This is a genomic window from Streptomyces sp. NPDC046977 (assembly GCF_040644455.1).
Lineage (GTDB): Bacteria > Actinomycetota > Actinomycetes > Streptomycetales > Streptomycetaceae > Actinacidiphila.
This window is the reverse complement of the sequence record NZ_JBEYWO010000005.1, coordinates 245,952-270,965: the sequence shown is the minus strand read 5'-3', so window position 1 is coordinate 270,965 and position 25,014 is coordinate 245,952. Positions and strand designations below refer to the sequence as shown.

Annotated in this window: 25 protein-coding genes; 9 read left to right on the top strand and 16 right to left on the bottom strand. The window is 73.0% G+C overall.

Translation table 11 applies throughout. The annotated features are described in order from the left end of the window. Nucleotides 1-25: 25 nt before the first annotated feature. Nucleotides 26-1,000: an alpha-ketoacid dehydrogenase subunit beta gene (locus ABZ883_RS10500; protein ID WP_360904738.1), complete on the bottom strand. Its 975-nt coding sequence runs from the start codon at nt 998-1,000 to the stop codon at nt 26-28. A 1-nt stretch (nt 1,001) separates the two neighbouring features. After that, nucleotides 1,002-2,144, bottom strand: coding sequence for a pyruvate dehydrogenase (acetyl-transferring) E1 component subunit alpha (gene pdhA / locus ABZ883_RS10495; RefSeq protein WP_360904735.1), 1,143 nt, complete (start codon nt 2,142-2,144; stop codon nt 1,002-1,004). A gap of 310 nt (nt 2,145-2,454) precedes the next feature. Here pdhA (ABZ883_RS10495) and ABZ883_RS10490 point away from each other — a divergent pair, with 310 nt between their 5' ends. The 3 genes from ABZ883_RS10490 (at nt 2,455) to ABZ883_RS10480 (ending at nt 5,234) form a co-directional block, all read left to right on the top strand. Continuing rightward, complete coding sequence (locus ABZ883_RS10490; protein ID WP_360904732.1) at nt 2,455-3,174, top strand: response regulator transcription factor; 720 nt, start codon at nt 2,455-2,457, stop codon at nt 3,172-3,174. A gap of 78 nt (nt 3,175-3,252) precedes the next feature. Continuing rightward, on the top strand, nt 3,253-3,930 hold the full coding sequence (locus tag ABZ883_RS10485) for a GntR family transcriptional regulator (RefSeq protein WP_360904729.1): 678 nt from the start codon (nt 3,253-3,255) through the stop codon (nt 3,928-3,930). Next, on the top strand, nt 3,930-5,234 hold the full coding sequence (locus ABZ883_RS10480) for an MFS transporter (protein ID WP_360904726.1): 1,305 nt from the start codon (nt 3,930-3,932) through the stop codon (nt 5,232-5,234). The genes ABZ883_RS10485 and ABZ883_RS10480 overlap by 1 nt, the downstream gene beginning before the upstream one ends. 15 nt (nt 5,235-5,249) lie before the next feature. Here the strand turns inward: ABZ883_RS10480 and ABZ883_RS10475 are convergent, their stop codons facing one another. Further along, nucleotides 5,250-6,044, bottom strand: a complete 795-nt coding sequence (locus ABZ883_RS10475) for a maleylpyruvate isomerase family mycothiol-dependent enzyme (RefSeq protein WP_360905133.1) — start codon at nt 6,042-6,044, stop codon at nt 5,250-5,252. On the opposite strand from ABZ883_RS10475, the gene ABZ883_RS10470 reads away from it, so the two are divergent. The 4 genes from ABZ883_RS10470 to ABZ883_RS10455 all read left to right on the top strand — a co-directional run bounded on the left by ABZ883_RS10470 (nt 6,013) and on the right by ABZ883_RS10455 (nt 8,530). Next, complete coding sequence (locus ABZ883_RS10470; protein ID WP_360905154.1) at nt 6,013-6,141, top strand: hypothetical protein; 129 nt, start codon at nt 6,013-6,015, stop codon at nt 6,139-6,141. The two genes, ABZ883_RS10475 and ABZ883_RS10470, sit on opposite strands and share 32 nt — an antisense overlap. A 70-nt stretch (nt 6,142-6,211) precedes the next feature. Continuing rightward, nucleotides 6,212-7,039 carry a carbon-nitrogen family hydrolase gene (locus tag ABZ883_RS10465; RefSeq protein ID WP_360905131.1) on the top strand — a complete coding sequence of 276 codons (828 nt, stop codon included), beginning with the start codon at nt 6,212-6,214 and terminating at the stop codon, nt 7,037-7,039. A 73-nt stretch (nt 7,040-7,112) separates the two neighbouring features. After that, on the top strand, nt 7,113-7,481 hold the full coding sequence (locus ABZ883_RS10460; protein ID WP_360904723.1) for a pyridoxamine 5'-phosphate oxidase family protein: 369 nt from the start codon (nt 7,113-7,115) through the stop codon (nt 7,479-7,481). Next, nucleotides 7,478-8,530 (top strand): phosphotransferase, encoded by a 1,053-nt coding sequence (locus ABZ883_RS10455; RefSeq protein ID WP_360904719.1) that lies wholly within the window; start codon nt 7,478-7,480, stop codon nt 8,528-8,530. Before ABZ883_RS10460 ends, ABZ883_RS10455 begins: the two co-directional genes overlap by 4 nt. Here the strand turns inward: ABZ883_RS10455 and ABZ883_RS10450 are convergent. Beyond that, nucleotides 8,520-10,157, bottom strand: a complete 1,638-nt coding sequence (locus ABZ883_RS10450) for a protein kinase (protein WP_360904716.1) — start codon at nt 10,155-10,157, stop codon at nt 8,520-8,522. The two genes, ABZ883_RS10455 and ABZ883_RS10450, sit on opposite strands and share 11 nt — an antisense overlap. Before the next feature lie 233 nt (nt 10,158-10,390). Between ABZ883_RS10450 and ABZ883_RS10445 the strand changes: the two genes are divergently transcribed. Beyond that, entirely contained in the window at nt 10,391-12,175 is a 1,785-nt protein-coding gene (locus tag ABZ883_RS10445; protein WP_360904713.1) for a protein kinase, read from the top strand. Between the two features lie 106 nt (nt 12,176-12,281). Here the strand turns inward: ABZ883_RS10445 and ABZ883_RS10440 are convergent, their stop codons facing one another. From ABZ883_RS10440 to pdhA (ABZ883_RS10400), 9 genes are all read right to left on the bottom strand, one after another. Then, nucleotides 12,282-12,842: a bacterial proteasome activator family protein gene (locus ABZ883_RS10440; RefSeq protein ID WP_319660067.1), complete on the bottom strand. Its 561-nt coding sequence runs from the start codon at nt 12,840-12,842 to the stop codon at nt 12,282-12,284. Between the two features lie 114 nt (nt 12,843-12,956). Then, the gene (locus ABZ883_RS10435; RefSeq protein ID WP_360904710.1) at nt 12,957-13,313 is read right to left on the bottom strand and encodes a hypothetical protein; all 357 of its coding nucleotides are present in this window, start codon (nt 13,311-13,313) and stop codon (nt 12,957-12,959) included. Between the two features lie 51 nt (nt 13,314-13,364). After that, nucleotides 13,365-14,336 carry an NAD(P)H-quinone oxidoreductase gene (locus ABZ883_RS10430; RefSeq protein WP_360904707.1) on the bottom strand — a complete coding sequence of 324 codons (972 nt, stop codon included), beginning with the start codon at nt 14,334-14,336 and terminating at the stop codon, nt 13,365-13,367. Nucleotides 14,337-14,346: 10 nt separating this feature from the next. After that, nucleotides 14,347-15,366 carry a potassium channel family protein gene (locus ABZ883_RS10425; protein WP_360905130.1) on the bottom strand — a complete coding sequence of 340 codons (1,020 nt, stop codon included), beginning with the start codon at nt 15,364-15,366 and terminating at the stop codon, nt 14,347-14,349. Between the two features lie 35 nt (nt 15,367-15,401). Continuing rightward, nucleotides 15,402-16,856 carry a molybdopterin molybdotransferase MoeA gene (locus ABZ883_RS10420; protein WP_360904704.1) on the bottom strand — a complete coding sequence of 485 codons (1,455 nt, stop codon included), beginning with the start codon at nt 16,854-16,856 and terminating at the stop codon, nt 15,402-15,404. Then, nucleotides 16,853-17,764 (bottom strand): NTP transferase domain-containing protein, encoded by a 912-nt coding sequence (locus tag ABZ883_RS10415; RefSeq protein ID WP_360904701.1) that lies wholly within the window; start codon nt 17,762-17,764, stop codon nt 16,853-16,855. The genes ABZ883_RS10420 and ABZ883_RS10415 overlap by 4 nt, the downstream gene beginning before the upstream one ends. A 28-nt stretch (nt 17,765-17,792) precedes the next feature. Beyond that, complete coding sequence (locus tag ABZ883_RS10410) at nt 17,793-19,115, bottom strand: dihydrolipoamide acetyltransferase family protein (protein WP_360904698.1); 1,323 nt, start codon at nt 19,113-19,115, stop codon at nt 17,793-17,795. After that, on the bottom strand, nt 19,115-20,137 hold the full coding sequence (locus ABZ883_RS10405; protein WP_360904695.1) for an alpha-ketoacid dehydrogenase subunit beta: 1,023 nt from the start codon (nt 20,135-20,137) through the stop codon (nt 19,115-19,117). Before ABZ883_RS10405 ends, ABZ883_RS10410 begins: the two co-directional genes overlap by 1 nt. Then, nucleotides 20,134-21,234, bottom strand: coding sequence for a pyruvate dehydrogenase (acetyl-transferring) E1 component subunit alpha (pdhA, locus tag ABZ883_RS10400; RefSeq protein ID WP_360904692.1), 1,101 nt, complete (start codon nt 21,232-21,234; stop codon nt 20,134-20,136). The genes ABZ883_RS10405 and pdhA (ABZ883_RS10400) overlap by 4 nt, the downstream gene beginning before the upstream one ends. Before the next feature lie 151 nt (nt 21,235-21,385). Here pdhA (ABZ883_RS10400) and ABZ883_RS10395 point away from each other — a divergent pair, with 151 nt between their 5' ends. Next, nucleotides 21,386-21,928 (top strand): Lrp/AsnC family transcriptional regulator, encoded by a 543-nt coding sequence (locus ABZ883_RS10395; protein ID WP_360904689.1) that lies wholly within the window; start codon nt 21,386-21,388, stop codon nt 21,926-21,928. Here ABZ883_RS10395 and ABZ883_RS10390 read toward each other — a convergent pair. Genes ABZ883_RS10390 through ABZ883_RS10380 form a run of 3 tightly spaced genes read right to left on the bottom strand, consistent with a single transcriptional unit; the run spans nt 21,925 to nt 24,901 of the window. Then, the gene (locus tag ABZ883_RS10390) at nt 21,925-22,686 is read right to left on the bottom strand and encodes a hypothetical protein (protein ID WP_360904686.1); all 762 of its coding nucleotides are present in this window, start codon (nt 22,684-22,686) and stop codon (nt 21,925-21,927) included. The two genes, ABZ883_RS10395 and ABZ883_RS10390, sit on opposite strands and share 4 nt — an antisense overlap. A gap of 32 nt (nt 22,687-22,718) precedes the next feature. After that, nucleotides 22,719-23,363 (bottom strand): TetR/AcrR family transcriptional regulator, encoded by a 645-nt coding sequence (locus tag ABZ883_RS10385; protein ID WP_360904683.1) that lies wholly within the window; start codon nt 23,361-23,363, stop codon nt 22,719-22,721. A 2-nt stretch (nt 23,364-23,365) separates the two neighbouring features. After that, nucleotides 23,366-24,901 (bottom strand): 3-hydroxyacyl-CoA dehydrogenase, encoded by a 1,536-nt coding sequence (locus ABZ883_RS10380; RefSeq protein WP_360904680.1) that lies wholly within the window; start codon nt 24,899-24,901, stop codon nt 23,366-23,368. Nucleotides 24,902-25,014 lie beyond the last annotated feature (113 nt).

Genomic DNA, 25,014 nt, shown 5'->3' with positions numbered 1-25,014 from the left:
TGCCACTGTCGTCACAACCCTCTCCTCAGTACGCCAGTGCGCGGTCGACCGCGTCGAGTACACGGTCCAGGCCCGGCAGGTACTCCTCCTCGACCCGGGCCGGCGGGTACGGCGCGTGGAAGCCGCCGACCCGCAGCACGGGTGCCTCGAGGTGGTAGAAGCACCGCTCGGTGATCCTGGCCGCGATCTCCGCGCCGGTGCCCAGCTGGACGGGGGCCTCGTGCACGACGACCAGGCGGCGGGTCTTCTCGACCGAGGCCTGGATCGCGTCGAAGTCCATCGGCGACAGGGACCGCAGGTCCACCACCTCCAGGCTACGGCCCTCCTCGGCGGCCGCGGCGGCGGCCTCCAGGCAGACCTTCACCATGGGGCCGTAGGCGACCAGCGTGAGGTCGGTGCCCTCCAGGACGGTACGGGCCTTGTGCAGCGGCGCGGGGATGGACTCGGTGTCGACCTCGCCCTTGTCCCAGTAGCGGCGCTTGGGCTCCTGGAAGATCACCGGGTCGTCGGACTCGATCGCCTGCTGGAGCATCCAGTAGGCGTCCTGCGGGGTCGAGGGGGTGACGACCTTGAGTCCGGCGGTGTGCGCGAAGTACGCCTCGGGCGACTCGCTGTGGTGCTCCACGGCGCCGATGCCGCCGCCGAAGGGGATGCGGACGACGACCGGCAGCTTGATCTTGCCCAGGGCGCGCGCGTGCATCTTGGCGAGCTGGGTGACGATCTGGTCGTACGCGGGGTACACGAAACCGTCGAACTGGATCTCCACGACCGGGCGGTAGCCGCGCAGGGCCAGGCCGATCGCGGTGCCGACGATGCCGGACTCGGCGAGCGGGGTGTCGATGACCCGCTCCTCGCCGAAGTCCTTCTGCAGGCCGTCGGTGATCCGGAAGACACCGCCGAGCTTGCCGATGTCCTCGCCCATGAGGACAACCTTGGGGTCGGTGTCCAGGGCCTTGCGCAGCGCCTCGTTGAGGGCCTTGGCGATGGTCATCGTTGCCATGTCAGTGGCCCTCCTCGAAGGCGGCGAGGTACCCGGCGAACTGGGCGCGCTCCTCGTCGACCAGCGCGTGTCCGTCGGCGTAGACGTTCTCGAAGATCGACATCGGGTCGGGGTCGGGCATGGCGCGCACGGCCTCGCGGACCCGCTTGCCCAGCGCCAGGCTCTCCTCCTCGATCGCGGCGAGGAAGGCCTCGTCGGCGATGCCCTGCTTCTCCAGGTAGGCCCGCAGCCGCAGGATCGGGTCCTTGCTCTCCCACTGCTCGCGCTCCTCGTCGAGGCGGTAGCGGGTGGGGTCGTCGGAGGTGGTGTGGGCGCCCATGCGGTACGTGAAGGCCTCGACCAGCATCGGGCCCTGGCCGGAGCGGGCGTGCTCGAGGGCGGCGCGGGTGACCGCGAGCACCGCGAGGACGTCGTTGCCGTCGACCCGCACGCCGGGGAAGCCGTAGCCGGCGGCGCGCTGGTAGATCGGCACGCGGCTCTGCTTCTCGGTGGGCTCGGAGATCGCCCACTGGTTGTTCTGGCAGAAGAACACCACGGGGGCGTTGTAGACGGCGGCGAAGGTGAAGGCCTCCGCGACGTCGCCCTGGCTGGAGGCACCGTCGCCGAAGTAGGCGATGACGGCGGAGTCGGCGCCGTCCTTGGCGACGCCCATCGCGTAGCCGGTGGCGTGCAGCGTCTGGGAGCCGATGACGATCGTGTACAGGTGGAAGTTGTTCTCGTTGGGGTCCCAACCGCCGTGGTTGACCCCGCGGAACATGCCCAGCAGATTGACCGGGTCCACCCCGCGGCACCAGGCGACGCCGTGCTCGCGGTAGGTGGGGAAGACGTAGTCGTCCTGCCGGGTCGCCCGGCCCGAGCCGATCTGCGCGGCCTCCTGGCCGAGCAGCGAGGCCCACAGACCGAGCTCGCCCTGCCGCTGCAGGGCCGTGGCCTCCGCGTCGAACCGGCGGGTCAGGACCATGTCCCGGTACAGACCGCGCAGCTCTTCGGGGCTCAGGTCGATGGAGTACTCACTGTGCTCGACGCGATCGCCCTCGGGAGTCAGGAGCTGTACCAGCTCCGGCTCGGCCTCACGGCGCTTCGCGCCACCGCGGGTGCCCGTACGGGGCGTACGGGGCTTCGCGGCAGTGCTTTTCACGCTCACGCTTGCTCCTCCGTCTGTCCGGCCCCCGGGATCCGCCGGCGGCCAGTGCGGCTCCTACCGTCTCGTCGCGGCGCACGGGGTGTGTGCGGCACGGCCGAGCCGGAAGTGTTGATGGACCCCGGCAGGCAGCCCTGCGAAGTGAACGTTACCCACACCTCCCGCTTTCGCGCGAAGAGGGTTCTACCTGCGGTTTTGGTTGGATTTCCTAGTAAATGAACGTTCTCGCAGGCCACCGGGACAACGGCACGGTATCCCGCGGATCGAATCTGCGTAAGAGGTCGGCTGTGGTCGGGTGTGCAACGCTGAAGTTGTGCCCGAAAAGTCGACAATCGCGGTATTCCTGCTCGACGATCACGAAGTCGTCCGGCGGGGAGTGCACGAATTGCTCTCCGCGGAGCCCGGCATCGAGGTCGTCGGCGAGGCCGGCACGGCCGCCGAGGCACTGGCGCGGCTGCCCGCGGTCCGGCCCGACGTGGCACTGCTGGACGTCCGGCTGCCCGACGGCAGCGGCGTCGAGGTGTGCCGGGAGGTCCGCTCCCGGCAGCCGGAGACCAAGTGCCTGATGCTCACCTCGTACGCGGACGACGAGGCACTCTTCGACGCGATCATGGCGGGCGCGGCCGGCTACGTGCTCAAGGACATCCGCGCCAGCGACCTGGTGGGCGCCGTGCGGGACGTCGCGGCCGGGAGGTCGCTGCTGGACCCGGCGGCGACCGCCCGGGTGATGGAGCGGCTGCGCGGGGGCGGGGCCGAGCGCGCGGAGGACCGGCTGGCCGACCTCACCGACCAGGAGAAGCGCATCCTCGACCTGATCGGCGAGGGGCTCACCAACCGGCAGATAGGCGAGCGGCTGCACCTGGCCGAGAAGACGGTCAAGAACTACGTCTCCTCGCTGCTGGCCAAGCTGGGCATGCAGCGCCGCACCCAGGCCGCGGCCTATGTCGCCCGGCTGCACCCCGAGCGGCCCGAGCGGCCTCAGGACCCCGGCCCGGCGGGAACGGCCGGACCGGCCGGACCGGCCGGAAACTGACGGGTCACCCCGCGTGTCCGTCCGTATCGCGGACGTGAGCTACTGCCGCATACCTGTTGTATCTATGATGTGCGCATCATGAGCAACAGCCCTGCCGCAACCGCCGCACCCGCCGAGCCCGCTCCCAAGCAGCCACCCGCCGCCGAGCGGGTCTACACCCACGTCAAGCGGGCCGTCCTGGACCGCAGCTACGAGGGCGGCACCCTCCTCAGCGAGGGCGAGCTCGCCGAGGCCGTCGGCGTGTCGCGGACCCCCGTGCGGGAGGCGCTGCTGCGCCTGGAGGCCGAGGGGCTGCTGAAGCTGTACCCGAAGAAGGGCGCGCTGGTGCTGCCGGTCTCCGCGCAGGAGATCGCCGACGTCGTGGAGACCCGGCTGCTGGTGGAGCGGCACGCGGTGCTGAAACTGGAACCCGTCCCCGCGCCGCTGCTGTCCCGGCTGGAGGAGCTGCTGGACGAGCAGCGCGGCCACGCGGCCACCGGGGACCTCGCCGCCTTCGCCATGGCGGACCGCAGCTTTCACGCCGAAATCGTGCGCGCCGCCGGCAACCGCATCATGTCCCACCTGTACGACCAGTTGAGGGACCGTCAGCTACGGATGGGGGTGGCGACCATGCACGCCGACCCCGGCCGCATCGCCAAGAACATCACCGAACACACCGAGATCCTCGACGCGTTGCGCGCCGGGGACGCCGGCGCGGCGGCCGCTCTGGTCGAACGCCACGTCAGCTGGGTGAACCACTTGGCCCGGGGGGAGTAATGGGATCGACAGTCACCACCACCGGTGAACCGCCCGGTGGCGCCAGGGCGGTCGGGGTCTGGGGCATCGGCACCCTCGTCTACATGGTCGCGGTGGTGCACCGCACCAGCCTCGGCGTCGCGGGCATCGACGCCGCCGACCGCTTCCACATAGGCGCGTCCGCGCTGTCCACGTTCTCGATCCTGCAGGTGCTGGTCTACGCCGGCATGCAGATACCCGTCGGCCTGATGGTCGACCGGCTCGGCACCAAGCGGGTGCTGACCATCGGCGTCGTGCTCTTCACCGTGGGCCAGCTCGGCTTCGCCCTGTCGCACTCGTACGGCATGGCGCTCGCCGCCCGCGCGGTGCTGGGCTGCGGCGACGCGATGACGTTTGTCAGCGTGCTGCGGCTGGGCTCGCGGTGGTTCCCGGCCCGCAGGGGGCCGATGATCGCGCAGGGCGCGGCGCTGTTCGGCGTCGCGGGCAACCTGCTGAGCACCGTGCTGCTGGCACGGCTGCTGCACTCCGCCGGCTGGACGCCGACCTTCGTCGGCACGGCCTTGGGCGGCGCGCTCGTCCTCGTCCTCGTCCTGCTGTTCATGAAGGACCATCCCGAGGGCTTCGAGCCCGCCCCCGCCGAGCACCACGGGCGCGGCTACGTGAAGCGGCAGATCGCCGCCGCCTGGCGGGAGCCGGGCACCCGGCTCGGGATGTGGACGCACTTCACCACGCAGTTCTCCGGCATGGTGTTCCTGCTGCTGTGGGGGCTGCCCTACCTCGTCGAGGCGCAGGGGCTGTCCCGCGAGGCGGCCGGCACCCTGCTGACGGTGGTCGTCGTCGCCAACATGGTCTTCGGCATGCTCTTCGGCCAGATCATCGGCCGCCACCACGGCGCCCGGATGCCGCTCACCCTGGGCGTCGTCGGGGCCACCGCCGTGATGTGGGCGGCGGTCCTGGCGTGGCCGTCCGAGCACGCCCCGCTGTGGCTGCTGGTGCTGCTCTGCGTCGTCCTGGGGACCTGCGGGCCGGCGTCGATGATCGGCTTCGACTTCGCCCGCCCGGCCAACCCCCCGGAGCGTCTCGGCACGGCCTCCGGCATCGTCAACATCGGGGGCTTCACCGCCTCGATGGCCGCACTGCTGGCCATCGGCGTCCTGCTGGACGCGAGCGGCGGCGACTACCGGATCGCCTGGAGCAGCGTCTTCGTCCTCCAGGCGGCCGGCACCGTCCAGATCCTGCGGTTGCGCGGCCGCGCGGCGCGGCTGGAACGCCAGCGGATCGCGGTCAGCCGCGTCGAGAGCGTCCACGTCCCGGCCGGGACATGAACGCCCCCTCCCGGCTCACTGCGTGATCGCGATATGGGCCAGGATCGCCTCGGCCAGCGTCTGGTCGCCCTCGATCTTCATCCGGTCCTCGACCGCCTTGGCCCGGGTGCGGCCGCAGGTCAGCCGGACGAAGGTCTCCCAGTCCATGGTCATCGTCACCGCGGGCCCCAGGGAGACGCTGCCGTCGATCGAGCCCTTGCCGTCGGCGCCGACCCGGACGGTGCGCATGAACTCCTGCTCCCCGTGGACGTCGAAGACGACCGCGGAGCCGGCCGGCGCGCCCGCCCGCTCGGCGACGGCCTTCGGCAGTTCGGCCAGGATCCAGTCGCGGGCGAGGACCGCGGCGGGGGAGTCGAGGTTGCCCGGCTCGCCCAGCGCGCGACGCAGGTCCTGCTCATGCACCCAGACGTCGAAGACCCGCCACTTCAGCAGCTCTTCGAGGGTCATCTCCTTGCCCATCGGGCCGCGGACGGTGTCCTGCGGGGCGCGGGTCTCGTTCCGCAGCTGGCGGGCCCGGCGGATGATCGTGTAGTCGAGCTCGCCGAACACCTCGGGCGGGGTGTGGTGGCGCCGCTTGTCGACCGGTACCTCCACATAGCGGGCGTACTCCGACGTCATGTGACGCAGATCGCTCGGAAGTGTGTGGATCGGGCGCGGATCGCCGAGCAGTTCGCATTCAAAACCGATCACGTGTGACACAACGTCACGGACGGACCAGTAAGGGCACTCGGTCGGCCGGTTCCAAGCGCCCGCCGGAACGGGGCGGACCAACTCGGCTATGGATTCTATGGAGTGGGTCCAGGCGTCGATGTACGGCTGGAGCTGGCTGTGGACGGTGCCGGTCACGGGACCCCTCGACGGTCGGTGCGCGGTCGTGGTGTGCGCCTTAAATTACGCTGCGCAGTGACACCACGGGAGTGCTTTCGTGTGACGATCGTAGGCCCGGCAGGATGTCCCGACTCATGGGCGGTGGTACGGTGCGCGTTTCCCTGATCCAGATGGACGTCGACCCGGCGGAACCGGTGCACGCCCGGCGCGAACGCGCCGCCGCGCTCGTACGGGACCGGGCCGGGTCCGACCTCGTCGTGCTGCCCGAGCTCTGGCCGGTCGGCGCCTTCGCCGCCGACCTCTTCGAGGCCGAGGCCGAACCCCTCGACGGACCCACCGCCGAGGTCATGAGCGCCGCCGCGCTCGACGCGGGCGTCTGGCTGCACGCGGGCTCCGTCGTCGAACGGGCGGCCGACGGCTCCCTGTACAACACCTCGCTGCTCTTCTCCCCGGACGGCGAACTGCGGGCGAGCTACCGCAAGATCCACCGCTTCGGCTTCGACCGCGGCGAGGCCGTCCTCATGAGCGGCGGCGACCGGATCGTGACCACCCGGGTCCAGGGCGTCGGCGTGGGCCTCGCCACCTGCTACGACCTGCGCTTCCCGGAGCAGTTCCGGCTGTTGGTCGACGCGGGCGCGGAACTCGTCGTCCTCCCCGCCGGCTGGCCCGCGCGCCGCCGCGAGCACTGGACCCTGCTCGCCCGCGCCCGGGCCGTGGAGTCCCAGGCCTTTGTCCTGGCCTGCGGGACCGCCGGGACGCACGCCGGCGTCGAGCTCGCCGGGCACAGCCTGGTCGTCGACCCCTGGGGCGCGGTCCTCGCAGAGGCGGGCCCCGCCGAGGAGGTGCTCACCGTCGACCTCGACCCCGGCCTCGTCGCGAAGACCCGCGCCGACTTCCCGGTGCTGCGGGATCGCGTGCTCGGCATTCCCGGTGTTCCCGGCATGACGGTCACGACCTCGCCCGATTCCGACCGGTAAGGGACCATCGGCCCCGAGGGCTGGGGGCGGAGTGCTCTGCAACCACGTCCCGCCGCCCCGGCAAGGTGGAGCCATGGAGTTCGAGGGGCACGCCGCGCTGGCCTTGCTGGGAAAGGCCCGGTACGGCCGGTTGGCGCTGACCCGCCGGGCACTGCCGTACATCGCCGTCGCACGGCACGTCGTCCACGACGGCGCCGTGCTGATCCGCACCCGCCGCGCCTGGGGCGTCGACGGCACCGTCGTCGCCTACCAGGCCGACGACGTCGAGGCCGGATGGGCGGTGCAGTTCCTCGGGACGGCCCGGGCCTTCGAGCCCTCGGACGAGCAGCGGGCGCTTTTCGGCACAGAACCCCGAAACGATACAACCCCGTCACCGGGCTATGTGTACGTACGCCTCGACCCGCGAGTCCACCACCGAAATGATCTAGCATCTGCCTGGTGATCGGGAGTACGGCGACGGCGCCGCCCTCCGGCGGGACCCTGCACGCCCTGCTGCGCCGATACGCCGACGCCGGCGATCCGCTGTCCTGCGAACCCGTGGCCCAGGGCCTGCTCAACAAGGGATTCCGGCTGGCGACCACCCGCGGCAGCTTCTTCCTCAAGCTGTACGTCGAGCCCGCCACCGCCGACTCCGCGGTCATCGCCCGCCAGCACCGCGCCACCCAGCGCCTCGGCGCGCTCGGCCTGCCCGTCGCCCCGCCGCTGCCCGACTCCGACGGCCGCACTGTCGCCGAACTCGACGGCCGCCGCTTCGCGCTCTACCCCTGGGTCGAGGGCCGGCACCGCGAGGGCAGCGAACTGACCACCGCTGAGTCCCGGCGCCTCGGTGCCCTGCTCGGCCTCGTCCACACCCTGCTCGCCCAGGTGCAGCCCGCCCCCGGCGAGGAGCCCGGCCGCCCGGCGGGGGGCCACGCGGGCGCCGACCCGCGGGACACCTACGCCCTCATCGGGACACTGCTGCGGCGGGTGCGCGACCAGGCACCGCGCGAGGCCTTCGACGAACTCGCCGAGTACCGGCTGGTGGAGCGACGCGCGATGCTCGACCGGCACGCCCACCGGCGCCCCCCGGAACCCGACGCGGCGGAACCCGTCACCGGCTGGGTGCACGGCGACTTCCATCCGTTGAACCTGCTCTACCGCGAGGACGAACCCGTCGCCATCGTCGACTGGGACCGGCTCGGCGTGCAGCCGCGCGCCGAGGAGGCCGTACGGGCCGCCGCCATCTTCTTCGTGACGCCCGGCGGCACCCTGGAACTGGACAAGATCCGCGCCTACGCGCGCGCCTACCGCCGCGCCGCCGCCGTCCCGGAGGCCGAACTCGCCGCCGCCGTGCACCGCGTGTGGTGGGAACGGCTCAACGACTTCTGGATGCTGAGCTGGCGCTACCTGCGCGACGACCGGCGCGCCGATCCGCTCTTCCCGGCCTCGTCCGCCCTGGTCGTCTGGTGGACCGGGGCGTACGAGGCCGTCATGGACGCGTTCACGGAGTGACGCCCCCGGCGTCGGCGCCCGCGGCCGTGTTGCCGCCGTCGCCGCCCGGGCCGCCGGCTCCGGCACTGCCGCCGTTGCCGGACGTCTCGCCGCTGCCGCCCTCGGTGGTCCCGGTGTCCGGGGGCGACGCGCTGGGCGGCGCGGAGGTGGCCGGGGTGGTCGGCACGCTCGTGGTCGGCTTGGTCGTGGTCGGCTGGCTCGCCGAGGGCGACCACGAGGGCGTCGAAGAGAATGACGGGGTCGAACTCTCCGACGGACGGCCGGAGATGGTGCCCGTCGTCTCCTCGGTGCTGCCCGGCGTCGGCTCCTCCTCGGTCGGCCCCGAGGTCCGCTGCGTGGTCTGCGTCTGCGTCGGCGTCACCTCGTCGGCCGGCGGCTTGGCGCCGCCCCCCGTGTGGTTGACCGCGAAATAGATGCCGAGCGCGACCGCGAGCACGGCCGCCACCACGAACAGGGCGGGCTTCACCCACCGGTTGCCGTCGCCCCCGCCCGGCGGGCGCGGGTCGCCGTAGGCGTGGTCGCCGTGGTCGCCGCCGTCGCCCCCGGGCGGACCGAGCAGCAGCGGGGGCTGGAACTCGGCGGTGGTGTGCTCCGGGTGCGGCTGGGCGTACTGGCCCGGCATGCCCATCGCCGGCGTGGCACCCCCGTTGTGCGCCGGCACGAAACCGGTGTCCCAGGTGCCCGTGTGACCGCCGCGCTCGTTCATCATGCCCAGCGCGTACTGGACGACGCCGCGCATCTCCTCAGCGGTCTGGAAACGGTCGTCGGGGTGCTTGGCCAGCGCGTGCAGCACCAGGCCGTCCAGCTCCGGCGGCACCCGGTCGCTGGCCTGCGACGGCGGACGCGCCTCGTCCTGCACGTGCTGGTAGACCACCGACAGCGGGGTCTCACCGGTGAACGGCGGGCGCAGCGCGAGGAGTTCGTACAGCAGGCAGCCCGTCGCGTACAGGTCGGAGCGCGCGTCGACGGTCTTGCCGAGCGCCTGCTCCGGCGACAGGTACTGCGGGGTGCCCATGACCATGCCGGTCTGGGTCATCGTGGTGGAGGCGCCGTGCAGCGCCCGCGCGATGCCGAAGTCCATCACCTTCACCGCGCCGGTGTTGGTGATGATGACGTTCGCGGGCTTGATGTCCCGGTGCACGATGCCGTGCGCGTGGCTGTAGGCCAGCGCCTCCAGCACGCCCGAGACGATGATCAGCGCCTGGTCCACCGGCGGCGGTTCGTCCGAGCCGACCAGCAGGTCGCGGATGGTCTTGCCCTCGACCAGCTCCATGACGATGTACGGGACGGTGCCGCCCGGCGTGACGTCCTCTCCCGTGTCGTAGACCGCCACCACCGCATGGTGGTTGAGCCCCGCGACGGACTGCGCCTCGCGCGTGAAACGGGCCTTGGAGACCGGGTCCTCCGCCAGGTCCGGACGCAGCAGCTTCACCGCCACCGTCCGCCCCAGCCGCACGTCCTCGGCGGCGAAGACCTCCGCCATGCCACCGCGGCCCAGCCGCCGGGTCAGCCGGTAACGGCCGTCACCCACCAGCCCCGAGCTGCCCCACTGGTCCGGTGCGTCGGGCACACCCGCACCACCGGCAGAGGGCTCGTCAGTGCCGCCGGCGGCTGTCGTCTGTGCCATCAGTCCTCGCCGTCGATCGTCGCCGTACAGGGTCCTCCGACGGACCACGCTACCGCGTTCGGCGGCGGTCGTGTGGCTGAGCCACTTGTGAAGGGATTCATACGCATCCGGTGACGAACGGGTCAACGAACTTGACCTGAGTAGGGGGTCGGGCAGACTGGGCGCTCAGGGTCGGGACAAGATTCTTGTGCGCCTGGTGCGCTCAGGGGGAACGTTCAAGGGGACGGGTACGTATGGGCGGGGACGGCGCGCAGGGCACTCATGCGGGGCGTTCGGTCGGCGGCGGCCGCTACGTGCTGCGCGACCTGCTGGGGCAGGGCGGCATGGCCGCGGTGCACCTGGCCCATGACACCGTGCTCGACCGGCCCGTGGCCGTCAAGACCCTGCACACCGACCTCGGCCGCGAGCAGTCCTTCCGGGAGCGGTTCCGGCGCGAGGCCCAGGCCGTCGCGAAGCTCAACCACACCAACATCGTCTCGGTCTTCGACTCCGGCGAGGACGTCGTCGACGGCGCCGTGGTCCCGTACATCGTCATGGAGTACGTCGAGGGAAAGCCGCTGCGCACGGTGCTCGACGAGGACATCGCGCAGTACGGCGCGATGCCGACGGAGAAGGCCCTGAAAATCGTCTCCGACGTGCTGGCGGCGCTCTCGGAGAGCCACGGCGTGGGCCTGGTGCACCGCGACATCAAGCCGGGCAACGTGATGCTGACCCGCCGCGGCGTCGTCAAGGTGATGGACTTCGGCATCGCCCGCGCGATGCAGTCCGGCGTCACGTCGATGACGCAGACCGGCATGGTCGTCGGCACCCCGCAGTACCTGTCCCCCGAGCAGGCGCTGGGCCGCGGCGTGGACGAGCGCTCCGACCTGTACTCGGTGGGCTGCATGCTCTTCGAGCTGCTCACCGGACGGCTGCCGTTCGACGGGGACTCCCCGCTGTCCGTCGCCTACCAGCACGTCCAGGAGCCGGCGCCGGCCCCCTCCGGGCTCAACCGGGCGGTACGGCCCGGCGTGGACGCGCTGGTCGCCCGCGCCCTGCGAAAGAACCCGGCCGAGCGCTTCCCGACCGCCGACGCCATGAAGGCCGAGACCGACCGCGTGGCCGCGCCCGAGCGGGGCGCCGGCACGACGCCGCTGATCATAGGCGAGGGCCCGCGGGCCCGCGGCCGCGGCGAGGCGGTCTCGCAGGCGGTCTTCCCGCCGGTCCAGAGCGATCCGCGGGCCCCGCAGCCCCCCGTGCAGCAGGGGTACCCGCCGCACTCCTCGACCCCGCCGAATCCGTACCAGCCGGCGCAGCCCGTCCAGCCCGTCCAGCAGCAGGGCGGCTGGGGCCAGGGCGCGCAGACCCCGCCGCCGGGCTCCCGGCCCGCGTACGGCTATCCGCACAACGGCGGGCAGCAGTACCCCGCCCAGCACTCCACCACCCCGTACACGCTGCAGAACGGGCCCTCCGGGGGCGGCCGGCGCGGCGGCGGGGTGTCGACGGCGGTGGTCGCCATCGGCGCCACGGTCGCGGTCATCGCGATCGTCGTGGTCGTGGTCATCGCCCTGTCGCTCAAGGACAACGGCAACGGGACCACCACCGGCGCCGACGGCCGCACCCCGACCGACCAATCCCGGACGAGCGCCCCCGCGACGAACGGCTCCCGCGGGCAGGACTCGTCCCGGTCCTCGGAGTCGTCCCGGTCCTCGGAGTCGTCGGAGTCGTCGGGCGACAACCAGCCCGCGCCGGGCGTCAGCCAGGCCGACCAGAGCCGGACCATCGACGCCGCGCGGTGCACCGACGCCACCAAGGACTACCAGGACGACAACTCGGTGATCATGCCGGACTTCTTCACCAAGTACGTGGACTCGGTGAAGTCCTGCATGACGGAGGCGGGCTGGAAGTACGAGATCAAGTACCGCAACGAGCAGGTCTACGGAAAGGGCGCGGTCATCGACCAGCAGCCCAAGCGCTACGACCCGCTCCGGCCGGGGGACACCGTCACCATCTGGGTCTCCACCGGCGAGAGCGGCTGACCCGCCGGCCGCGCGCGCACCCGCAGACCGGGCCGGCGCGGGGAGGGCCGCCGCCGGCCCCCGCCGCCCTGTACCTACCGGTACGGAGGTGGTCCCGCAGGTAGTCCTACAGATACGGACCCGAGCGGGCGCCGCCGGGCAGGTGCCCGTCCTCGTCGCCCTCGTGGACGGCGCCGGGCGGCAGCGCGCGGCGCATCTGCTCCAGCTGCGCGCGGGCCGCCATCTGCTGCGCGAACAGCGCCGTCTGGATGCCGTGGAAGAGGCCTTCCAGCCAGCCCACCAGCTGCGCCTGCGCGATCCGCAGCTCCGCGTCGCTCGGCACGCCGTCCTCGGCGAAGGGCAGCGACAGCCGCTCCAGCTCCTCGACCAGCTCGGGGGCCAGCCCCGCCTCCAGCTCCTTGACGGAGCTGTGGTGGATCTCCTTCAGGCGGGCCCGGCTGGCCTCGTCCAGCGGCGCCGCCTTGACCTCCTCCAGAAGCTGCTTGATCATGCTGCCGATCCGCATGACCTTCGCGGGCTGTTCGACCATCTCCGTCACGGGGACCTCGCGCTGCTCGTCGCCTTCTCCGGCGCGTCCGGCGTGTCCGCCGCCGAGGGCCATTCCGTCCGGGCCGACGACCAGGACCTGCGGGCTCTCCTGCGACCGTTCGTTCATCGGCATCTCCATGCCGCCATTGTCGCGCACCGGCGCTTGCGAAGGTTTTCTGCCCCCTGAAACCGGGAGTTACCCCAGCGCGACGCCACGAACCCGCCGGGACGCCCCCGGGCCCGGCGGCGTCCCTCAGCCGCCGCGGCGCAGCCGCCACCCGAGGAAGCCCAGGCCCAGGCCGATCAGGAGCAGCCCGGCACCCAGCGGCAGCACCTCCAGCACCCGCCCCGAAGGGCTCGGCACGGCCTCGGGCCCCGAGGACTCGCTGTCGTCGAAGACCTGCCGCGGACCCTGCGACACCGGCTGCCCGGACGGCGACGACGGCGGCCCCTCCGGGCGGCCGGGATGCCGCCGCCCCTCGCCGGGCACGCTCCCGGCCAGCCCGGCCGTGGGCGAGGAGCCCGGCCCGGGCCCCGGCGCCGCCGCCCCGGCGACGCCGAACCCGGCCACGAGCGCGGAGGCGGCCGCCACCGCACGTCGCCAGTCCATGCGCCCAGCGTCACACGGGCCACGGGGCGGGGCACCCCGTGGCCCGGACACCTAGACCGTCAGAAGGACCTTGCCCACGTGGGAGCTCTCCTCGACCACGCGATGTGCCTGCGGGGCCTGCTCCATGGGGTAGGCGCGGTCCACCACCGGAACCACCGTGCCCGCCTCCAGCAGCGGCCACACGTGCTCGCGGACGGCGGCGACGATCGCCGTCTTCTCCTCCAGCGGGCGCCCGCGCAGCGAGGTCGCCGTGATCGCGGCCCGCTTGGAAAGCAGCTTGCCGAGGTTGAGCTCGGCCTTGACACCGCCCTGCATGCCGATGACGGCCAGCCGGCCGTTCACGGCGAGGGCGTCGATGTTCCGGTCCAGGTACTTGGCGCCGATGATGTCGAGGATGACGTCCGCGCCGCCGAACACGTCCCGTACCGCCGCCGCGAAGTCCTGGTCGTGGTAGTCGATCCCGAGGTCCGCCCCGAGCTCGCGGCAGCGCTCCAGCTTCTGCGCGCTGCCGGCGGTGACGGCGACCTTCGCACCCACGGCCTTGGCCAGCTGGATCGCCATGGTGCCGATACCGCTGGAACCGCCGTGCACCAGCAGCGTCTCGCCCGGGCGCAGGTGCGCCACCATGAAGACGTTCGACCACACCGTGCACACGACCTCCGGCAGGGCCGCCGCGTCCACGAGCGACACTCCCTTGGGGACGGGCAGCAACTGCCCGACCGGCACGGCGACCTTCTCCGCGTAACCGCCGCCGGCCAGCAGCGCGCAGACCTCGTCGCCCACGGCCCAGCCGGTGACGCCGGGGCCGAGCGCGGCGACCCGGCCGGAGCACTCCAGACCGGGGTACGGGGACGCGCCGGGCGGCGGGTCGTAGAAGCCCTGGCGTTGCAGCAGGTCCGCGCGGTTGACGGCGCCGGCGGCCACCTCGACCAGCACCTCGCCCTCGACGGGTACGGGATCGGGGACCTCGGCCCATACGAGCGCTTCCGGACCGCCGGGTTCGGGGATCGTGATCGCATGCATGAAGCCGACGCTACCGCTGCGCGGGCGGAATCGGGTCCCGTCGGTCCACCCTGTGGATAACGATGACCCGGTCGGTCAGCAGGAGCACGGCCGCCTCGGCGTCGTCGTGGTCGAGGAGGCGGTGGCCGCGCTTGACGGCTACCACGAGGTCGCCGATCTCCCGCGGGGAGCGCCCGGCCTCGGCCTTGGTGACAGGACGCTCGATGAGGTCCAGGCCGCTGCCGTAGGTGATCAGCTCCTCCATCACCTCGCCCGCGCTGGGGCTGAGCATGGACATCCCGAGCAGCCGCCCCGCCGCACCGGAACTCGTGACGACGGCGTCCGCACCCGACTGCCGCAGCAACGGGGCGTTCTCCTCCTCGCGGACCGAGGCGACGATGGTGATCCGCGGATTGAGCTGACGCGCCGTCAAGGCCACCAGGACGGCGGTGTCGTCGCGCTGCGCGGCAATGATGAGCTCCTTGGCGCGCTGGATCTCCGCCCGCATCAGGACGCCGTTGCGGGTGCCGTCGCCCGTCACGCCGACGAAACCGGCGGCCACCGCGGCGTCCACCGCCTTGTGTTCGGGATCGACGACCACGATGTTCTTGGCGGGCACGCCGTGACCGGTCAATGTCCTGGCGGCGGACCGGCCCTTGGTGCCGTATCCGACGATCACGGTGTGGTCGCGCACCGAGGACCTCCAGCGCTGTTGGCGGTACTGCTCACGGGTGCGTTCGGTGAGCACTTCGAGGGTGGTGCCGACCAGGATGATCAGGAAGAGCACGCGCAGCGGCGTCACCAGCAGCACATTGGTCAGCCGGGCGCCCGCGCTGTAGGGGACGATGTCGCCGTAGCCGGTGGTCGAGAGGGTCACGGTGGCGTAGTAGAGGCAGTCCAGGAACGACATCGGGCCGCCCGCGTTGTCGTGGTAGCCGCCCCGGTCGGCATAGACGATGCCCACGGTGGCGAACAGGCAGGCCAGCGCGTACGCCAAGCGCGTGGCGACCTGCCGCAACGGACTGCGGGGGGCGCTGTGCGGCAGCCGCAAGTACTGCGCCCCGTCGTGGCCGCCCCGGCCCGGCGTCACAGGCGGCCCCAACCGGTCTCCAGCACGGCGGCGGTGTCGCCCTTGGCGGCCCCGCCCGGCGGGATCACGGCCATCCCGTCGGCGGTGGCGATGCCGCGCAGCATCGCCGGCCCGCTGAAGCGCAGCGGCACGGCCCGCAACTCCTCGTCCAGGACCACCGGAACCAGGCGGGTGTCGGTGGGATGGCCGGGGACGTCGCCGGTGAGGCGGACCGCGGAGGGCACCGGCGCGGGCCGGCCGGCGAGCGCGCGCATCAGGGGCACGGCCAGCGTGAGCACCCCGGAGACGGCCGCCAGCGGATTGCCGGGAAGGCCCACCAAGTGGCCTCCCCCGCCGGGAAGTCCGGCGAGCACCATGGGGTGGCCCGGCCGGACGGCGACACCGTCCACGAGGAGGCGCGCACCGATGCCTTCGAGCACCGGGTGCAGGAAGTCGACCGGGCCGCCCGCCGTGCCGCCGGTGGTGACCACCAGATCGGCGCCGGAGGCGGTGACGGCCTCCCGCAGCAGGCCGGCGTCGTCCTTCAGGCGGCGGTACGCGACGACATCGGCGCCCAGCGCGGTGAGCCAGGCGGGCAGGAACGGGCCGAGCGCGTCCCGCACCCGGCCGGAACCGGGCAGGCCGCGGTCCAGCAACTCGTCGCCGATGACCAGGATCTCGACCGCCGGGCGGACCGTCACCGGCAGCTCGTCGTAACCCGCCGCGGCGGCCAGGCCCAGCACCGCGGGCGTGACGAGGGCGCCGGTGGCCAGCAACTCGTCGCCGCTGCGGCACTCCTGGCCACGCGGGCGCACGTCCTGCCCGGGTCCGGGGCCGCCCCGGGTGGCGTGCAGCAGGCCGTCCGCGCCGACGCGGCTGTACTCGCTGCGCAGCACGGCGGTCGTCCCGGCCGGGAGCAGCGCGCCGGTGGCGATACCGGTCGCGTGGCCGTCCGGCAGTGCGGCCAGGGCCCGTTCACCGGCCAGCACCCGGCCCTCGGGCCGCCAGGGACCCGGCCCCGCGACGGCCCAGCCGTCCATCGCGGAGGTGTCGAAGGACGGCAGGTCGGTCAGGGCCGTCAACGGCTCGGCGAGCGCGCAGCCGAGGGCCTGCGGCAGCGGCTTGAGGACCCGCCGCAGGGGCGAACCGGCCGCGGCGGCGATGCGGCGCGCCTCGGGCCAGGGGGTGTCGCGGTGCACGTGACCGGGGCGCGGCGGATACGGCGGATGCGGGATGTCGGTGTCCTGAGGGGCGTGGGGCACCGGGGCGGTGCCTTCCGGGCGCGGGGTCGCCGGGGCGTGCCGGTGGGGGCGGCCGCGACGCGCGTTGGCGAGAGCGAGTGCCTGGTCCAGCTCGTCGTCGACGGCCGCCTCGGCGGCGGCGAGGTCGACCGGCGGCGCGGTGTCCGGTCCGGCCGGAGTGTCCCGTATGCCCCGCCTGCGGGTCTCGTCGGGCGTGCCGGGAACGCTCATGCCTCCGCTTCCCCGGCGTCCGCCTCCTTCGCCCAGCGCTCGGCCAGTTCGGCCGCGCGCCGGGCGGCCTCGGCGACGGCCTGCTCGCCGCCGCCGGCCGCTGCGGCCGCGTAACCGACCAGGAAGGTGGTGAGCGGCGCCGCGGGGCGCGCCACTCCGTGCGCGGCGTCGCGCGCGAGATCCAGCAGCACTTTGGTGTCGACGTCGAGGTCGATGCCGAGTTCCGCCTTGACCGTGGCAATCCATTCGTCCAGCACGGTCCCATGCTCCCTGATCCGGGCCCTCGCTGTGGAGAGGTCGTCCCAGGTGTCGCAGTCGAAGGAGGCCCGGCCCGTGGGGTCGGCCAGCCGCCGCAGCCGCAGTTCCGCGGTGAGCAGGCGCAGCGGCAGACCGGACAGACCGCCGTGCTCCGAGGCGAGCAGCGCGATCTCACGGCGCAGCGACTCCGTGCGGTAGGCCGCCGCCAGCGGCTGGTCGCGGCCGTCCGGGTCGGTGAGGACGACGCCGTCGGGATCCCCGTGGTCGGGGCCGGACTCCGGCGTGGTCAGCGCTGCGAGCAGGGCCCGTACCGTCGCCGGGGACAGGAAGGGCAGGTCGGCGGCGAGCACGACGACGACGTCGGCGGTCACGCCCGCGCGCAGTCCCGCCGCGAGGGCGGGCAGCGGGCCGCCGCCGGGCGGTTCCTCACGGGCCCAGACGACCGGGCGGGCGGTGGCGCGGCGCGGGCCGACGACGATCGTCGTACCCGCGCCGGCGCACGCGTCCAGGACCCGGTCGATCAACGCCCGTCCCGCGACCGGCAGTCCGGGCTTGTCGGCCCCGCCGAGGCGCCGCGCGGCGCCACCGGCGAGGACGACGGCGTCGAAGGGCTCGTCTTGGGGCACGGCCGCGCCCGGCTGCGAAGTCATGCCCGGAGTATCGCCCAGTGAGCCGTGCTCACACCCCCCGCAGCAGGACCGCCGGCTGCTCCACGCAGTCGGCCACGTAGCGCAGGAAGCCGCCGGCGGTGCCGCCGTCGCAGACCCGGTGGTCGAAGGTGAAGGACAGCTGCACGACCTGACGCACCGCCAGCTCCCCCTGGTGCACCCATGGCTTGGGCGCTATGCGGCCGACTCCCAGCATCGCGGCCTCGGGGTGGTTGATGATCGGGGTGGAGCCGTCGACGCCGAAGACGCCGTAGTTGTTGAGCGTGAAGGTGCCGCCGGTCAGTTCGGCCGGGGTCAGGCGGCCGGCCCGCGCGGCCTCGGTGAGCCGGGCGATCTCCGCCGAGAGTTCGTCCGTGGTGCGGGTCTGCGCGCCCCGCACGACGGGGACGACCAGGCCCCGGTCGGTCTGGGCGGCGAAGCCCAGGTGCACGGCGGGCAGCCGGACGATCTCGCCGCGCTCGGTGTCCACCGTGGCGTTGAGGTCGGGGTGGCGGGCGAGCGCCGCGGTGCAGATGCGCGCGAGCAGGGCGAGCACGGACACCTTCGGACCGCCCGCCGCGTTCATCGCGGCCCGCGCAGCGAGCAGTTCGGTGGCGTCGGCGTCCACCCAGCACGTGGCGTCCGGGATCTCCCGGCGGCTGCGGCTGAGCTTCTCGGCGACGGCTCCGCGGATGCCCTTGAGCGGTACGCGGGTGCCCTCGGCGGCCGGCGCCGCGGGCGCGGTCTCCGCGGCGGGCGCCGCGACGGCGCGCTCGACGTCCGCGCGCAGGATCAGCCCGTCGGGGCCGGTCCCCTTCAGCGCGCGCAGGTCGAGCCCGTGCTCGCGGGCGATGCGCCGCACCAGCGGCGAGATGACCGCCACCGGTCCGGCCGACCGGTCGTCCGCCACGAGGCTCGGGACGGGAGCGGGAGCAGGCGCGGGCGCCGCGACCACCGCGGGGGCGGCCGCGGTCGCCAGGACCTGGACCCGCCGGCGCCGCGCCGCGGGACCGCTCGTCCCGTAGCCGACCAGGACGTTCCCGGAACCGGACTCCCCGTCGGGCGAGGCGGCGCCGGCGTCCGCCGGACCCGTGTCCTGCGGGGACCGGGACTCCACCGCGACCGTGATCAGCGGGCGCCCGACGTCGAGAGTCTGGCCCTCCTCGCCGAAGCGGGCGGTGACCACTCCCCCGTAGGGGCACGGCACTTCCACCACGGCCTTGGCCGTCTCGACCTCGACGACCGGCTGGTCGATGGCGACGACGTCACCGACCCGCACCATCCACCGCACGATCTCGGCCTCGGTCAGACCCTCTCCGAGATCGGGCAGCAGGAACTCGCGGACGACGGCCATCACGCCCCTTCCCACTGCAGCCGGCCGACGGTGTCGAGGATGCGGTCGACACCGGGCAGGTGGTGCCGCTCCAGCATCGGCGGCGGATACGGGATGTCGAACCCGGCGACCCGCAGGACCGGGGCCTCCAGGTAGTGGAAGCACCGCTCGGTGACCCGGGCGGCGATCTCCGCGCCGATGCCGCCGAAGCCGGAGGCCTCCTGGACGACGACCGCACGCCCGGTGCGCCGCACCGACGCCGCCACCGTCTCGTCGTCGAAAGGCACCAGACTGCGCAGGTCCACGACCTCCAGATCCCAGCCCTCGTGCACGGCGGCCTCCGCGGCCTCCATGCAGACCGGCACCGAGGGGCCGTAGGTGATCAGCGTCGCCGAGCGGCCGGGACGCCGGACCACCGCCGTGCCGATCGGCGCCACCTGCTCCGGTGCCTCCGCCGACCAGTCGGCCTTCGACCAGTACAGCCGCTTGGGCTCCAGGAAGATCACCGGGTCGTCGGAGGCTATCGACGCCCGCAGCAGGCCATAGGCGTCCGCGACGGTGGCCGGGGTGACGACATGCAGGCCCGGGGTGTGGGTGTAGTACGCCTCGGAGGAGTCGCTGTGGTGCTCCACGCCGCCGATGCCGCCGCCGAAGGGCACACGAATGGTGATCGGCAGCGGCATTGTGCCGCGCGTGCGGTTGCGCATCCGGGCGACATGGCTGACCAGCTGCTCGAACGCGGGGTAGGCGAACGCGTCGAACTGCATCTCGACGACGGGGCGCATGCCGTACATCGCCATACCGACGGCCGTGCCGAGGATGCCGGCCTCGGCGAGCGGGGTGTCGGTGCACCGGCTGTCGCCGAACTCCGCGGCAAGGCCGTCGGTGATACGGAAGACGCCGCCGAGGGTGCCGATGTCCTCGCCGAAGAGATGGACGGCCGGGTCGGCGGCGAGGGCGTCGCGCAGGGCCCGGTTGAGGGCCTGCGCCATGGTCGCGGGCTTGCGCGCGGCGGCGACCGGGGTCGTGGTTGCGGTGCTCATGACTGGGCCTCGGCCTCCAGCTCGGCCTGCAGCATCGCCGCCTGCTCCCGCAGCTGCGGGGTCGGCTCGGCGTAGACGTGGGCGAACAGATCCATCGGGTCCAGGACCGGGTCCTGGTTCATGCGCTCGCGCAGATCGGCCGCCATGGCCTCGGCGTCCTTCTCGGCCTGCGCGGTCAGCGCCTCGTCGAGCAGGTCGCGGGAGCGCAGCGCGCGCTCCATCACGGCGATCGGGTCGTGCTCGCGCCAGGCCTCGACCTCGGCGTCCTCGCGGTAGCGGGTGGCGTCGTCGGCGTTGGTGTGGGCGTCGATGCGGTAGGTGAGGGCCTCCACCAAGGTGGGTCCGCCGCCCTCGCGGGCGCGGGCGACGGCCTCGGCCAGTACCGAGTGCACGGCCGCGATGTCGTTTCCGTCCACAAGGCGGCCGGGCATGCCGTATCCGACGGCCTTGTGCGCCAGCGAGGGCGCGGCCGTCTGCTTGGCGAGGGGCACCGAGATGGCGAAGCCGTTGTTCTGCACGAGGAAGACCACGGGCGCGCGCCACACGGCGGCGAAGTTGAGAGCCTCGTGGAAGTCGCCCTCGCTCGTGCCGCCGTCGCCCACCATGGCGAGCGCCACGACGTCGTCGCCCTTGAGGCGGGCGGCGTGCGCGAGACCGACCGCGTGCGGGAGCTGGGTGGCGAGCGGGGTGCTGAGGGGGGCGACGCGGTGCTCGTGCGGGTCGTAGCCGGTGTGCCAGTCGCCGCGCAGCAACGTCAGCGCCTCGACGGGGTCGACGCCGCGGGCGACGGCGGCGAGGGTGTCGCGATAGCTGGGGAACAGCCAGTCCCGCGGCTCCAGGGCGAGCGCGGCGGCGATCTCGCAGGCCTCCTGGCCGGTGCTGGAGGGGTACACGGCGAGCCGGCCCTGCTTGGTCAGCGCGGTGGCCTGCCGGTTGTACCGGCGGCCGCGCACCAGCTGTCCGTACATCGAGATCAGGAGTCCGGCATCGAGGGCGCCGGCCGCGGGGGTGCCGAGCAGCCGGTACGGCTCGGCATCGGGCAGCAGCGGCGCCGGATCGGTGCGGGGGTGCCAGACAGGCTGGTCCAGGACGGTCATCGCGAGCACCTCCTCGTGGGCGTGTTCGAATCGAGGCAGCGGGTATCGCTCCCCCTACCGATTGTTCGGTCGTCGGAGGCAGTTTGGCTACAGGTGTGTTCCGCCTGTGGACAAACGGTTCTGCACAGCCTGAGATGGAGCCAGTACGTCCATGGTAGGGAGGCTCGGGGGCGTGACGGATTCCCAAATTTCTCGGGGGAGCTCCCCCGAGGCCCAGCCCGCGGCGGCGGCAGACCCCGCCGCGGCGGTCCGGCCGCTGGACGCGATCGACCGCACGATCCTGCGCTACCTCCAGGAGGACGGCCGGGCGTCGATACGGTCGGTCGCCGAGCGGGTCCACGTGTCACGGGCGAACGCGTACGCCCGTATCAACCGGCTCATCGAGGACGGCGTCATCCGCGGCTTCACCGCCCGCGTCGACCACGAACGGGCAGGTCAGGGCGCGTCCGCGTACATCACCTTGAAGATCGTGCAGAACTCCTGGCGGACCGTGCGCGAGAAGCTGCTGGAGCTGCCGGGAGTGGCGCACATCGCCCTGGTCAGCGGGGACTTCGACGTGCTGATGCTCGTGCACACCCCGGACAACCGCAGCCTGCGGGAACTGGTGCTCACCCGGATCCAGGCGGTGCCGGAGGTGCTCAGCAGCCGCACCCTGCTGGTCTTCGAGGAGACCGACCGGGTGCTGACGGACTAACCGGCGCCGCCCCCGCCGGAGCCGCCCGCGTACTTCGCCAGAAAGGCCGTGACGGTGGCCCAGTTGGCGTCGTCGGTGAGCATGCCCACCCCGTGCATGGGGCCGCCGACGATCTCCAGGCGCTTCTCCGGCGCCTTCGTCGTCGCCTTGTGCAGGGCCTTGCCGGCCTCGGCGAACTCGGTGTCACCGGCCGCGGCCATGTAGAGCACCGGCGCCGTCAGACGGGGGACCGCGGAAGCGGCGTCCGTCACCCCGTAGTACTCGGGGGCGGACAACGCCACCACGGCGTCGACCGGCGGGTTCACCTCCACCGCCCCGGCGAGGACGCCCGTGCCGCCCTTGGACGCGCCCATGAGCAGCACATGCCGGGCGCCCTTGGCGCGCAGCAGCGCCACCCCGGCGACCACCTCTGGCACCTCGCTGCCGTTGGAGTCGACGGCCAGCACGCGGTAGCCGTCCCCGGCCAGCAGGTCCGCCTGCGGCATCCACTGGCACAGGTCGCCGTCCGACTGGTGCATCAGCAGCACGGCCGCGTCGCCCTTGCCGCCGAGCCAGGCGTCCACCGGGTTGCCCTCGGTGTCGTCGTAGGAGGTGCTCCCGGCCTTCGCCTGCGCCTCGGTGAGACATCCGAAGTCCTCCGGCGGCGTTGCCTCGGCGGCGGCCGTGCCGTTTCCCGCGCCCCCGCAGCCCGCGAGGAGCAGCAGCACGGCGGTGGCCAGCGGGGCGCGGACACGGGCACGGACCGTCATGGGCAGCATGCGCCGAGCGTGAGGGTTGGACTAGACCAACGTCAAGATATCCGCAGCCCGTCGAACGCCAGGCGCACCACGGCGTCCACGACCGCCGCGTCCTCCTGCTCCGCCGCCTCCGCCACGGGCCCTGCGTTCCCGGCGCCCGGCACGGGCGGCCGGTACCACTCGACAAGGGAGTTGATCATCCCGAAGAGCAGCCTGGTGGCGAGCCTCGGCGCCACGTCCACCCGCAGATCGCCCTCCGACACCGCGGACTTCAGCAGATCGGCGACCCGGTGGTCGAACTCCCTGCGGCGCTCCATGGCCCAGCGCTCGGTCTTGGTGTTGCCGCGCACCCGCAGCAGCAGCGTGACGTAGGGCAACTCCGTCATCAGCACCTCGGTGGTGCGCCGCGTGACGTACTCCAGCCGCTCGACGGCGCGCCCGCGCCGCGCGGCCGGCTCCTCCAGGATGCCGAACAGGCCGTCCAGGGCGCGCCCGACGGCCCGCTGCAGCAGTTCCTCCTTGCCCCGCACATGGTGGTAGATGGAGGACTTGGAGATGCCCGCGGCCTGCGACAGATGCTCCATGGACGTGCCGTCGTAGCCGCGCTCGTTGAAGACCTGCACGGCGACGGCGAGCAGCGAGTCCGGGGTGTAGGTGTCCCGCTTCGGGGCGGAGGTGTCGCGCGGTGCCATGGTCATGATTAGAGCAGTCCCCCCTTGGCCGCCGCGCGGCGGTTCAGCAGGCGGGACGGCGCGTAACGGCCGGTGGGACAGGCCTCGTGCAGACCGCGCAGCACCTCGACGACCCACGCGGTGCCCAGCTCGTCGCCCCAGGCCAGCGGCCCGCGCGGATAGTTCACGCCCAGCCGCATCGCGGCGTCGATGTCCTGCGGCGAGGCGACGCCGCGGGCGACCGCGTCGGCGGCGAAGTCCACGAGCATCGCCACAGTGCGGCTGACGATCATGCCCGGTGCGTCGTCGATGACGCTGACCTCCTTGCCCAGCGCCTGGAACAACCCGATCGCGGCCCGTACCGTCTCCGGGCGCGCCGTGTCGGCGGGGGCGACGGCGATACGGGTGGCGGCACGGTAGTCCAGCGCCAGGTCGAACTGCACCCAGTCGCCGGCGTCGTCCGCCTCCAAGTGGTCCGGCGTGGCCTGGATGCCGTTGGCCAGGTAGAGCCGCCCGCCGCCGGGCAGCTCCAGGTAGGCGTCGGAGGCATTGGAGACATCGCCGACCACCACCTCGATGCCCGCCTCGGCGATCATCCCGGGCAGCCGGCCCGCCGGACCGGACGGGCTCACGTGCGCGGTCACCTTGGAGGGCGGGTCCTCGGGCCCGGCCGTGTGCGGCAGGGGCGGCGTCGCGCCCGGCGTGTGGTCGTACCAGCCGTGCCCCGCCTTGCGCCCCAGCCGCCCGGACTCCACCAGGCGGCGCTGCGCGAGGGACGGGGTGAACTTCGGGTCCTGGAAGAAGGAGTCCCACACCGACCGCGTGACCGCCTCGTTCACGTCCTGGCCGATCAGGTCGGTCAGTTCGAACGGCCCCATGCGGAAGCCGCCGCTCTCGCGCAGCACCGCGTCGATGGTGGCAGGGTCCGCGACCCGCTCCTCGTACAGGCGGAACGCCTCGGCGTAGAAGGGGCGCGCGACGCGGTTGACGATGAAACCGGGGGTGTCGGTGCAGCGCACCGGCGTCTTGCCCCAGGCGGCGGCCGTGTCGTACGCGGTCTGTGCGGCGGCCTCGTCGGTGGCGGCGCCGGACACCACCTCCACCAGGGGGAGCAGCGGGGCGGGGTTGAAGAAGTGCAGCCCCACCAGACGGCCCGGCCGCCGCAGGGCGCCGCCCACGGCGGTGACCGACAGGGAGGAGGTGTTGGTGGCCAGCAGGCAGTCCTCCGCGACCACGCTCTCCAGCGCGGTGAAGAGCTGCTGCTTGGCGCCGAGCTCCTCCAGGATCGCCTCGACGACCAGCGACACGCCCGCCAGGTCCTCGATCGCCGGCGCGGCGGCCAAACGGCCGCGGGCCGCGTCGCGCTCCCCGGGGGTCATCCGCCCCTTCTCGACCAGCCGGTCCAGCCGGTCCGCGACGGCCCGCTCGGCCTGCTCCGCGCGGCCAGGCCCTGCGTCGTGGAGCAGCACCGAGTGCCCCGCGACCAGCGCCACCTGCGCGATTCCCTGGCCCATGGTGCCCGTGCCGACAACGGCGATCGTGCTGGATCGGTCAAGAGCGCTCATCGTCGCCTCTGCTCCTCGCCACTTGTCCACAGGTTCGGCAGGCCCCCTTGTCCCGACCGAACATTCGGTTAATCTAGCCGTGTTGCCAGCACCCTGCCCACCCGTAGCACCAG

Coding starts and splice junctions, on each gene's coding strand:
- ABZ883_RS10500 (WP_360904738.1), bottom strand. CDS start 1,000: ATGGCAACGATGACCATCGCCAAGGCCCTCAACGAGGCGCTGCGCAAG.
- ABZ883_RS10485 (WP_360904729.1), top strand. CDS start 3,253: ATGAGCAACAGCCCTGCCGCAACCGCCGCACCCGCCGAGCCCGCTCCC.
- ABZ883_RS10480 (WP_360904726.1), top strand. CDS start 3,930: ATGGGATCGACAGTCACCACCACCGGTGAACCGCCCGGTGGCGCCAGG.
- ABZ883_RS10470 (WP_360905154.1), top strand. CDS start 6,013: ATGGATTCTATGGAGTGGGTCCAGGCGTCGATGTACGGCTGGAGCTGG.
- ABZ883_RS10460 (WP_360904723.1), top strand. CDS start 7,113: ATGGAGTTCGAGGGGCACGCCGCGCTGGCCTTGCTGGGAAAGGCCCGG.
- ABZ883_RS10450 (WP_360904716.1), bottom strand. CDS start 10,157: ATGGCACAGACGACAGCCGCCGGCGGCACTGACGAGCCCTCTGCCGGT.
- ABZ883_RS10445 (WP_360904713.1), top strand. CDS start 10,391: ATGGGCGGGGACGGCGCGCAGGGCACTCATGCGGGGCGTTCGGTCGGC.
- ABZ883_RS10440 (WP_319660067.1), bottom strand. CDS start 12,842: ATGGAGATGCCGATGAACGAACGGTCGCAGGAGAGCCCGCAGGTCCTG.
- ABZ883_RS10435 (WP_360904710.1), bottom strand. CDS start 13,313: ATGGACTGGCGACGTGCGGTGGCGGCCGCCTCCGCGCTCGTGGCCGGG.
- ABZ883_RS10430 (WP_360904707.1), bottom strand. CDS start 14,336: ATGCATGCGATCACGATCCCCGAACCCGGCGGTCCGGAAGCGCTCGTA.
- ABZ883_RS10420 (WP_360904704.1), bottom strand. CDS start 16,856: ATGAGCGTTCCCGGCACGCCCGACGAGACCCGCAGGCGGGGCATACGG.
- ABZ883_RS10415 (WP_360904701.1), bottom strand. CDS start 17,764: ATGACTTCGCAGCCGGGCGCGGCCGTGCCCCAAGACGAGCCCTTCGAC.
- ABZ883_RS10410 (WP_360904698.1), bottom strand. CDS start 19,115: ATGGCCGTCGTCCGCGAGTTCCTGCTGCCCGATCTCGGAGAGGGTCTG.
- ABZ883_RS10405 (WP_360904695.1), bottom strand. CDS start 20,137: ATGAGCACCGCAACCACGACCCCGGTCGCCGCCGCGCGCAAGCCCGCG.
- pdhA (WP_360904692.1), bottom strand. CDS start 21,234: ATGACCGTCCTGGACCAGCCTGTCTGGCACCCCCGCACCGATCCGGCG.
- ABZ883_RS10395 (WP_360904689.1), top strand. CDS start 21,386: ATGGTAGGGAGGCTCGGGGGCGTGACGGATTCCCAAATTTCTCGGGGG.
- ABZ883_RS10390 (WP_360904686.1), bottom strand. CDS start 22,686: ATGCTGCCCATGACGGTCCGTGCCCGTGTCCGCGCCCCGCTGGCCACC.
- ABZ883_RS10385 (WP_360904683.1), bottom strand. CDS start 23,363: ATGACCATGGCACCGCGCGACACCTCCGCCCCGAAGCGGGACACCTAC.
- ABZ883_RS10380 (WP_360904680.1), bottom strand. CDS start 24,901: ATGAGCGCTCTTGACCGATCCAGCACGATCGCCGTTGTCGGCACGGGC.